At 72.3% G+C, this 9,016-nt stretch carries 8 protein-coding genes; 5 read left to right on the forward strand and 3 right to left on the reverse strand.

The window, feature by feature from the left end:
• Nucleotides 1-44: 44 nt before the first annotated feature.
• The 3 genes from ACWDYJ_RS30895 to ACWDYJ_RS30905 all read left to right on the forward strand — a co-directional run bounded on the left by ACWDYJ_RS30895 (nucleotide 45) and on the right by ACWDYJ_RS30905 (nucleotide 3,457).
• Entirely contained in the window at nucleotides 45-1,205 is a 1,161-nt protein-coding gene (locus ACWDYJ_RS30895) for a S1C family serine protease (RefSeq protein WP_451568898.1), read from the forward strand.
• A gap of 72 nt (nucleotides 1,206-1,277) precedes the next feature.
• Nucleotides 1,278-2,018 carry a response regulator transcription factor gene (locus ACWDYJ_RS30900; RefSeq protein ID WP_451568904.1) on the forward strand — a complete coding sequence of 247 codons (741 nt, stop codon included), beginning with the start codon at nucleotides 1,278-1,280 and terminating at the stop codon, nucleotides 2,016-2,018.
• The gene (locus ACWDYJ_RS30905; RefSeq protein ID WP_451568899.1) at nucleotides 2,015-3,457 is read left to right on the forward strand and encodes a sensor histidine kinase; all 1,443 of its coding nucleotides are present in this window, start codon (nucleotides 2,015-2,017) and stop codon (nucleotides 3,455-3,457) included. The genes ACWDYJ_RS30900 and ACWDYJ_RS30905 overlap by 4 nt, the downstream gene beginning before the upstream one ends.
• On the opposite strand, the gene ACWDYJ_RS30910 is transcribed toward ACWDYJ_RS30905, so the two are convergent.
• Both ACWDYJ_RS30910 and ACWDYJ_RS30915 read right to left on the reverse strand, forming a co-directional pair.
• Nucleotides 3,437-4,360 carry a phosphatidylinositol-specific phospholipase C gene (locus ACWDYJ_RS30910; protein ID WP_451568905.1) on the reverse strand — a complete coding sequence of 308 codons (924 nt, stop codon included), beginning with the start codon at nucleotides 4,358-4,360 and terminating at the stop codon, nucleotides 3,437-3,439. The genes ACWDYJ_RS30905 and ACWDYJ_RS30910 overlap by 21 nt on opposite strands.
• A 95-nt stretch (nucleotides 4,361-4,455) precedes the next feature.
• A complete protein-coding gene (locus tag ACWDYJ_RS30915; protein WP_451568900.1) occupies nucleotides 4,456-5,025 on the reverse strand; it encodes a TetR/AcrR family transcriptional regulator in 570 nt (189 codons plus the stop codon).
• A 122-nt stretch (nucleotides 5,026-5,147) separates the two neighbouring features.
• On the opposite strand from ACWDYJ_RS30915, the gene ACWDYJ_RS30920 reads away from it, so the two are divergent.
• Complete coding sequence (locus tag ACWDYJ_RS30920) at nucleotides 5,148-5,930, forward strand: alpha/beta fold hydrolase (RefSeq protein ID WP_451568901.1); 783 nt, start codon at nucleotides 5,148-5,150, stop codon at nucleotides 5,928-5,930.
• Nucleotides 5,931-6,003: 73 nt separating this feature from the next.
• Here the strand turns inward: ACWDYJ_RS30920 and ACWDYJ_RS30925 are convergent, their stop codons facing one another.
• Complete coding sequence (locus tag ACWDYJ_RS30925; protein ID WP_451568902.1) at nucleotides 6,004-7,821, reverse strand: bifunctional metallophosphatase/5'-nucleotidase; 1,818 nt, start codon at nucleotides 7,819-7,821, stop codon at nucleotides 6,004-6,006.
• A gap of 161 nt (nucleotides 7,822-7,982) precedes the next feature.
• Between ACWDYJ_RS30925 and mshD the strand changes: the two genes are divergently transcribed.
• Nucleotides 7,983-8,909 carry a mycothiol synthase gene (mshD, locus tag ACWDYJ_RS30930; RefSeq protein WP_451568903.1) on the forward strand — a complete coding sequence of 309 codons (927 nt, stop codon included), beginning with the start codon at nucleotides 7,983-7,985 and terminating at the stop codon, nucleotides 8,907-8,909.
• Nucleotides 8,910-9,016 lie beyond the last annotated feature (107 nt).

Consider the following 9,016-nt stretch of genomic DNA (forward strand, 5'->3'; position numbering starts at 1 on the left):
CGGGGCTCAGGAAGCTCTCATGAACCGGCGACAGAGTCGGAGCCATGACCGAGAGCTTCCGCCGCGAAGGCGAGTACCCGCAGGAGAGCCACCCGGCCCAGAGCTCGCCCTTCGGCGAGGACTGGCAGCGGGGCCGTGACCGGCCGGCCCAGGAGACCGCAGGGGGCCCGGTGTATCCGCCTCCGCCGCCCGCGTACGCGCCCGGCTGGCAGGAGGCGCACCAGCCCCCCGTCATCCGCGGCGAGACCGTACCGGCCGCTCCCGTCCCCCCGCACGCGGCGCACGCCAGGCGGCGGAGGCCCGGTGTCCTGCTCACCGCTGTCGCCCTCGTGGCGGCGCTCGTCGGCGGGGGGACGGCCGTGGCCGTCCAGGAGTTCTTCGGGGAGCACGGCACCGGGACCGGCGGGGTGAACGGCACCAACGTCTCGCGGTCCACCAGCGGCACGGTCTCCGGCGTCGCCGAGCAGGTCAGCCCGTCCGTCGTGCGCATCGACACCACCACCGGGTCCGGTCAGGGCACCGGCTCCGGCATCGTGATCACCGCGGACGGCGAGATCGTCACCAACAACCACGTCGTCAACGGCGCCACCGCGATCCAGGTGACGATGAGCGACGGCAAGACGTACGCCGCCGAGATCGTCGGCACGGATCCGGACAAGGACCTCGCCCTCGTCAAGCTCCAGGGGGCGAGCGGCCTCAAGCCCGCCACCCTCGGCAACTCCGACCGGCTCAAGGTCGGCGACCAGGTCGTCGCCATCGGCTCCCCCGACCGCCTCACCGGCACCGTCACCAGCGGCATCGTCTCGGCGCTGGACCGCGAGGTGAAGGTGCCCACGTCCGAGCAGCGGAACCGGCAGCGGGCCGGCGGCGACGGCTGGCCCTTCTCGTACGGGGGCCGGCAGTTCAACGGGAACACCGGCTCGGAGACGACCTCGTACAAGGCCATCCAGACGGACGCCTCCCTCAACCCGGGCAACTCCGGCGGCGCCCTCGTCGACATGAACGGCGAGATCGTCGGAATGCCGTCGGCGATCTACTCCCCGGCCGCCGACAGTTCGAGCGCGGGCAGCGTCGGCCTCGGCTTCGCCATCCCGGTCAACACGATCAAGGCCGACCTCGACTCCCTCCGCAAGGGCGGCGCGGGCTCCGGCACCGGTACCGGCACCGGCGGCTCCGGCGCCAACGGCTTCGGCACCTCCTTCTGAGCCACCCGTGCAAACCTGGTAGGTGCCGTGCCCGCCGATCACCACCCCGACCACCACCCCTGGGGGACCCGCATGATTCCCGCCGAGCCCGAAGGCCGAGGCGCCCGCATCCTCGTCGTCGACGACGAGCCGGCCGTCCGCGAGGCCCTGCGCCGCAGCCTCGCCTTCGAGGGATACGGGACCCGGACCGCCGTCGACGGCCTCGACGCCCTCGACCAGGCGGCGGCGTACGATCCGGACCTGATCGTGCTCGACATCCAGATGCCCCGGATGGACGGCCTGACGGCGGCCCGCCGGCTGCGCGCCGCGGGCAGCGTCACCCCGATCCTGATGCTCACCGCCCGCGACACCGTCGGCGACCGCGTCACCGGCCTCGACGCGGGCGCCGACGACTACCTCGTCAAGCCGTTCGAGCTGGACGAGCTCTTCGCCCGCGTCCGCGCCCTGCTGCGCCGCAGCTCCTACGCCGCCCCGCGGGCCGATGACGACGGCCCCGAGGACACGCTGGCCTTCGGCGACCTGCGCATGGACCTCGCCACCCGCGAGGTCACCCGGGCCGGGCGCCCGGTGGAGCTGACCCGTACGGAGTTCACGCTGCTGGAGATGTTCCTCGCGCACCCGCGCCAGGTCCTGACCCGTGAGCAGATCCTCAAGAGCGTCTGGGGCTTCGACTTCGAGCCCAGCTCCAACTCCCTGGACGTGTACGTGATGTACCTGCGCCGCAAGACGGAGGCGGGCGGCGAGCCGCGGCTCGTCCACACCGTGCGCGGGGTGGGGTACGTCCTGCGCCAGGGCGAGAGCGGCCCCGAGTGAGCCCCGCCGCCCGCTTCCGCGCCCTCCCGCTCCGCTCCCGGCTCGCCCTGCTGGTCACGGTCGCGGTGGCGCTCGCCGTGGCCGCGGTGGCGGCGGTGTCCTGGGTGATGGTGCGGGCGCAGCTGCGTGACCAGCTGGACCAGTCCCTGCGCGCGACCAACCCCAGCGGCGAGGTGCTGGGCGCATTGCGCGAGGGTTGCCGGACCCGCCCCGCACAGCGCACACAGCCCGACATCGCCGGGAACCTGAGCGCGACGGTCCAGGTCGTCGCCGCCGACGGCAGCCACTGCTGGGTGAGCGGGCGCACCGACCTGCCCGTCACCGACACGGACAAGGAGATCGCGGCCGGCAGCCGGGACAAGGCCCTGTACGACGCGACGACCCAGGACGGCGCCGACATGCGCGTCTACACCTTCCCCGCGCGGGCCCAGCCCGGTTCGCCGGTCTTCGCGATCTCGGTGGCCAAGCCCCTCGCCGACATCGACAAGCCGCTGTCCACCCTGGCGTGGATCCTGCTCCTCGTCTGCGGCATAGGAGTCGTCGGCGCGGGCGCCGCGGGTCTGTGGGTGGCCCGTACGGGGCTGCGGCCGGTCGACGAACTCACCGGCGCCGTCGAGCACATCGCCCGCACCGAGGACCTGACCGTACGGATCCCCGACGAGGGCGACGACGAGATCGCCCGCCTGTCGCGGTCCTTCAACTCGATGACGGCCGCCCTCGCCTCCTCCCAGGAGCGCCAGGCCCAGCTGATCGCCGACGCCGGGCACGAACTGCGTACGCCGCTCACCTCGCTCCGGACGAACATCGAACTGCTCGCCCGCAGCGAGGAGACCCGCCGGGCCATCCCGCCCGAGGACCGCAAGGAGCTGCTGGCCTCGGTCAAGGCCCAGATGACGGAGCTCGCCGCGCTGATCGGGGACCTCCAGGAGCTGTCCCGGCCGGACGCCGTCTCCCCCGGCCCGCTCCAGGTGGTCGCCCTGCACGAGATCGCCGCGGCCGCCCTGTCCCGGGCCCGGCTGCGCGGGCCGGAGTTGCGCTTCGGCTCCTCGCTGGAGCCCTGGTACGTACGCGGGGAGGCGGCCGCGCTGGAGCGGGCAGTGGTCAACGTCCTGGACAACGCGGTGAAGTTCAGCCCGCCGGGCGGCGCGGTCGAGGTCTCGCTGCACGCGGGCGAGCTGACGGTACGGGACCACGGGCCCGGCATCCCCGCCGAGGACCTCCCGTACGTCTTCGAGCGGTTCTGGCGCTCCCCGTCGGCCCGCGCCCTGCCCGGCAGCGGTCTGGGCCTGTCCATCGTGGCCCGTACGGTGCAGCGCGCGGGCGGTACGGCCGAGCTGCGCGCGGCACCGGGCGGGGGGCCGGGTACGGAGGCGGTGCTCCGCATCCCGGGGGCCCCGACCCCGCCGCCGCCGGGGCCGTCAGTTGTGCCGGATCAGTGAGGCGACCAGGCCGGAACGGGTGTTGGGGAAGTCCATGGGGACGATCCCGAGCCCGGTCCGGCCGGCCAGTTCCCCGCCGTCGACGAACGAGTGCACCTGAGGGTTGAGCCGGTCGGAGTTCCAGCGCGGCGGCATGTACGCCGAGGTGCTGGTGTAGTTCACGAACAGCTTGCCGGGCTGCTGGACGGCCTTGCGGAAGTGGTTCTCGATCTTGCCGCGCTTGGCGAAGGGCTCGGCCATGTAGTCGTCCTGGACATCGAAGACGTTGCCGTCGGCGTACCGCAGGCCGGGCAGGCCGCCGTTGTCGGCGAGCAGCACCACCTTGCCGCGGGCCGCTCCGAGCGAGGCGGGCAGCGTGTCGGCGATCCGGAACAGCGGCCGCCAGCCCCTGTTGTCGAGGTAGTCGTCGAAGACGGCGCGGAAGGTCGCGTCGCTCTCCTCGGAGTACTCCTGCTTGACGCGCATCAGGAGGGTCTCGGCGGGGTGCGCGGCGAGGAAGTTCCAGCAGGCCACGAGCACGTCGCCGAACATCAGGTTCTGGTAGAACGCGCCGTGGTGGATGGCGAAGGAGCCGCCGGTCACCCGGCAGCGGATGTCGAGGAACCGGACGCCGGCGTCGAGCTGTTCGGCGATCGAGATGTTCTGGCAGGCGACGTAGGCCCCGCCATGGCGGGCACCGGCGTCGTGGGTGCCGGGGATGGTCATGCGCTGGAGCGGGGTGGAGTCGGCGAGGCCGGACATCCAGTCCTGCGTGCCGAGCGTGCCGAGCGTCTGGGCGGAGGCCGTGCCCGCGCTCCCGAGTCCGACGGCGGCGCCCGCGCCGACCGCCAGCGCTCCCGCCAGGAAGCCCCGTCGATCCAGTCCCGGGGTGCGGCCCGTGCCCCTGCCCGCCACGCCCGCCATGCCCGCCGTCCCCGCCATGCCCGCCCCTTTTGCCGACCCGGTGAATGGACGGATTATGGCGTGGACACCTCAGGAAGGCTACCCACGGGTAGCGGTCAGTCGTCGAGCAGGGCCGCCAACTCACGCAGCCCCCGGGCCAGTTCCCGCCCGTTCGGCGCGTGCTCCGGATCGGTCAGCACCTGCACCATCACCCCGGTCATCAACGCCATCTGCACCGACCCGATGCTCCGGGCGTCAGCCTCCTCCACCTCGGCCTGCGGAATGCCGCGCAGCAACGAGGCCACGTACGGGCGGGCGCCCCGCTGGCCGGCGGCCAGGATCTCCAGCAGTTCGGGCGAGGACTGGGCGTGGACGAAGGCCTCGACCGAGGCGATCCACAGCCAGCGCTGCTCGCCGAAGTCCTTGACCTTCCGGTTCCACATGTCGGCGTACCGCTCGACGGCCGTCTCGCCCTCCCCCGCGAGACCGCCGACGGCGTCGCCCCACTCGTCCATGGCGGCGAACAGCGCCTGGTTGAGGAGCGCCTCGCGCGACCCGAAGTGGTAGCCGATCGCGGCCATGCTCACGTGCGCCGCCGAGGCGATGTCGCGCACGGTCGTGCGCAGGTAGCCCTTCTCCTCCAGGCAGCGGCGCGCTCCGGCCAGCAGGTCCTCGCGATTTCCCATGGCGGGATCGTAGTCGCGCAGCCATTTGGGCAAGCGCCCTAGACAAATGTATTGCGCCTGCGCCCAACCGGTGGCAGGCTTCGGACGTCGGAAGATCCGGACCCCAGGGAGAGACCACAGCCATGCGCCACGACCTGAAGATCGACGACCGCACCCTGTCCTACCTCGACTTCGGCGGCCCCGGCCGCCCGCTGCTCGCCCTGCACGGCGGTCTCTCCGAGGCCGCCCACTACACCGACCTCGCCACCGCCCTCGGAGACGCGTGGCGCGTCATCGCCCTCGACCAGCGCGGCCACGGCGACTCCGACCGGACCCCCGAGTACAGCCGCGCCGGATACGTCGGCGACGCCGCCGCGCTGCTGGACCACCTCGACCTCGGCGGGCCCGTGCCCGTGGTCGGCTTCTCCCTCGGCGGGATCAACGCCTACCACCTCGCCGCCGACCGCCCCGACCTGGTGGCCGCCCTCGTCAACGTCGACGCCCCCGTGGACATCCCGCGCGGCGACGACACGGGCTTCTTCGGGTTCCTCGCCGGCCTGCCGTACACCGCGCCGACCCGTGAGGAGCTGATCGCCGCCTGCGGGCCACTCTCCGAGGGCGTCGCCCCGTACCTGCGGCCGCTGCCCGAAGGCGCCGGCTGGCGGCTGCCGTTCCACCCGCAGGACACCCTCGCCACCCTGGAAGAGGGCCTCGGCTCCCACTGGGACGTCTGGCTCGCGAGCCGCTGCCCCGCCCTGCTCATCCACGGCCTGCGCAGCGAGCCGCTCCCGCGGGCCCAGGCCGACGCCATGGTCGCGCGGCGCCCGGGGACGGCGTACGTCGGCCTCGACACCGAGCACTTCGTCCCCTTCCAGGACCCGGAGGGGTTCACCGAGGCCGTCCGGAACTTCCTGGCAGAGCTCTAGGCGAAGTCCGGGAACGCCGAAGGGGCGGCAGGCCGCCGGGCCTGCCGCCCCCTCGGGCTCTCGCGTACGGGAACTACTTGACGACCGTGATCCGGTTCGCCACGGGCGGGGCGATCGGGGCCTCCGCCGTGGAGTTCTTCATCAGGTAGGCGTTGAAGCAGTCCAGGTCGGACGCGCCCACCAGCTTGTTCTTGTGCTCCTTCAGGACGGTGAAGCCGTCACCGCCGCCCGCCAGGAACTCGTTCATCGCGACCCGGTAGGTACGGGCGGGGTCGATGGCCGCGCCGTTCAGCTTCACCGAGTCCACGACGATGCGGTCCGCGCCCGTCCTCGTCGTGTCCAGGGTGTACGTGAAGCCCTTGGACACCTGGAGGACCTTCGGGCTCGCCCCGTTGACCGGCCCGCTGACCTGCTGCTGGAGCATGGTGATCAGCTGTGCGCCGGTCAGGTCGACCACGTTCATCATGTTGTTGAAGGGCTGGACCGTGAAGGCCTCCCCGTACGTCACCACGCCGTCGCCCTCGGCCCCGGCGGCCTTGTGGGCGAGGTCGCCGCGGATGCCGCCCGGGTTCATGACGGCCAGCTCGGCGCCGCCCTTGTCGGCCGGGGCGAGCGCCTCCAGCTGCGCGTCGGCGATCAGGTCGCCGAGCGGCTTCTCGAACTCCGGCGAGCCGCGGCCCGGGATGTCCGCCGAGATGAAGCCCTGCGGGCGGTTCGCGACCGGGGCCGCGAGGGCGTTCCAGCGCTGGATCAGCTCGGTCATGTCCGTGGCCTTGGGCTGGTCACGGGTGACGACCTTGTTGAGCGGCTTGGGCGAGCTGACCGGCGTACGGACGATGTCCTTCGTCTTGCGGTCGTAGGTCAGCGTCGTGTCCGTGTACAGCCGGCCGATGGAGGCGGCCGAGGTGACCGTACGCGGGTTGCCCGCGGGGTCGGGGATGTTGCACGCGTACGCCTGGTGCGTGTGGCCGGTCACCAGGGCGTCGACCTTCGCGTCGACGTTCTTGGCGATGTCGACGATCGCGCCCGAGATGCCGGCGCCCGCGCCGGGCACGTCGCAGTCGTAGTTGTACGCGCCGCTCGCGGGCAGACCGCCCTCGTGGATCAGCGCGACGATCGACTTCACACCCTGCTTGTTCAGCTCGGCGGCGTACTTGTTGATCGTCTCGACCTCGTCGCCGAACTTGAGGCCCTTGACGCCCTCGGCGGTCACGACGTCCGGAGTGCCCTCCAGGGTGACGCCGATGAAGCCGATCTTCACGTCCCCCTTCTTCCAGACGAAGGTGGGCGACATCATCGGACGGTCGGTCTTCTCGTCCGTCACGTTCGCCGCGAGGTACTTGAACTCCGATCCGGTGAAGGTCTTGCCGTACTCGAAGCAGCCTTCAACCGGGTGACACCCTCCGTAAGCCATGCGGCGCAGCTCGGCCCGACCCTCGTCGAACTCGTGGTTGCCGACGCTGCTGACATCGAGGTCGAGCTTGTTCAGCGCCTCGATGCTCGGCTCGTCGTGGAAGAGCCCGGACAGCATCGGGCTGCCGCCGATCATGTCACCGGCCGCGGCCGTGACGGAGTACTCGTGACCCTTGCGGGCCTCGCGCAGGCTGGTCGCCAGGTACTCGACCCCGCCCGCGGGTATCGCCTTGGTGGTGCCGTCGGCCTGATGTTCGGTCACGTTGCCCGAGGAACCCTGCGGGGGCTCCAGCGCACCGTGGAAATCGTTGATCGACAGCATCTGTACGTCGACGGTCCGGCTCTTGGCCGCACCGCCACCACTCGCGGCTCCGGCCGGCAGTGCGGCGGCGACGATCGCCCCGGCCCCCGCGGTGAGGGCGAGCGTGGTGAGGGTCAACCGGCGGGCCGTGCGGGGCCGTTGTGGCGTCGCTGACATTTAGTCCCCTTTGTGGACAGCGAGACAACTTGGGAGGTGCCCCGCAGCCTAAGGTCAACGCGCGTAGCGCGACAGGGGGTAACGGGTTGCGAGCTGGTTACGCGCAGCCGTCAGCGGGCCGCCAGCCCGGGTTTCCGGGCGGCGGTCGTAGGCTCGGTGACATGACTGACGCAGCAGTGGCCCTGGAGCCCGGACGGCATATCGAAACCCTCGACGAGCTGACGGAGGAACAGGCCGACGCCGTGCTCGCGCTGATCGAGGAGGCGGCCGCCAGCGACGGCACCTCCGCCGTGTCCGAACAGGGACGGCTCCAGCTGCGCGGCGGGCGGCGCGAGGGCATCCGGCACTTCCTCCTGACCGAACGCGGCCGGCTCGCCGGATACGGCCAACTCGAAGACACCGACCCGGTGGAGGCCCCCGCCGCCGAGCTCGTCGTGCACCCCGCGCTGCGCGGGCGCGGCCACGGCCGGGCACTGGGCTCCGCCCTGCTGGCCGCCTCCGGCAAGCGGATCCGGGTCTGGGCGCACGGCGGCAAATCCGCCGCCCGCCACCTGGCGCAGGTCCTCGGCCTGACCCTCTTCCGCGAACTGCGCCAGCTGCGCCGACCCCTGTCCGACGCGGACCCGCTGCCCGAACCGGTCCTGCCGCCCGGTGTGACGATCCGCACCTTCGTCCCCGGCGCGGACGACGCCGCCTGGCTGGAGGCGAACGCCGCCGCCTTCGCCCACCACCCCGAGCAGGGCTCGCTCACGCAGCGGGACCTGGACGACCGGATGGCGCAGCCGTGGTTCGACCCCGCCGGCTTCTTCCTCGCGGAACGCGGCGGCGAACTGGTCGGCTTCCACTGGACGAAGATCCACGAGGCGGAGCACCTGGGCGAGGTCTACGTGCTCGGCGTCCGCCCCGGCGCCCAGGGCGGCGGCCTCGGCAAGGCCCTGACCGCGATCGGCCTGCGCCACCTCGCCGCGGCGGGCCTCCCCACGGCGATGCTCTACGTGGACGCCGACAACCCGGCGGCCCTGAGGGTCTACGAGGGCCTCGGCTTCACCACCCACGCGGTAGACCTGATGTACCGCACAGAAACCTGACCACCCCCGGGGCCCTCCCCACCCCCCGACGCCCCTCCCAGCCCTCCCCCCGCTGCCCCTCAGCCCCACCGACGCCCCTCCAAGCCCCGCCGGCGTTTGAGGCGCGG

It is taken from the genome of Streptomyces sp. NPDC003042, assembly GCF_053591315.1.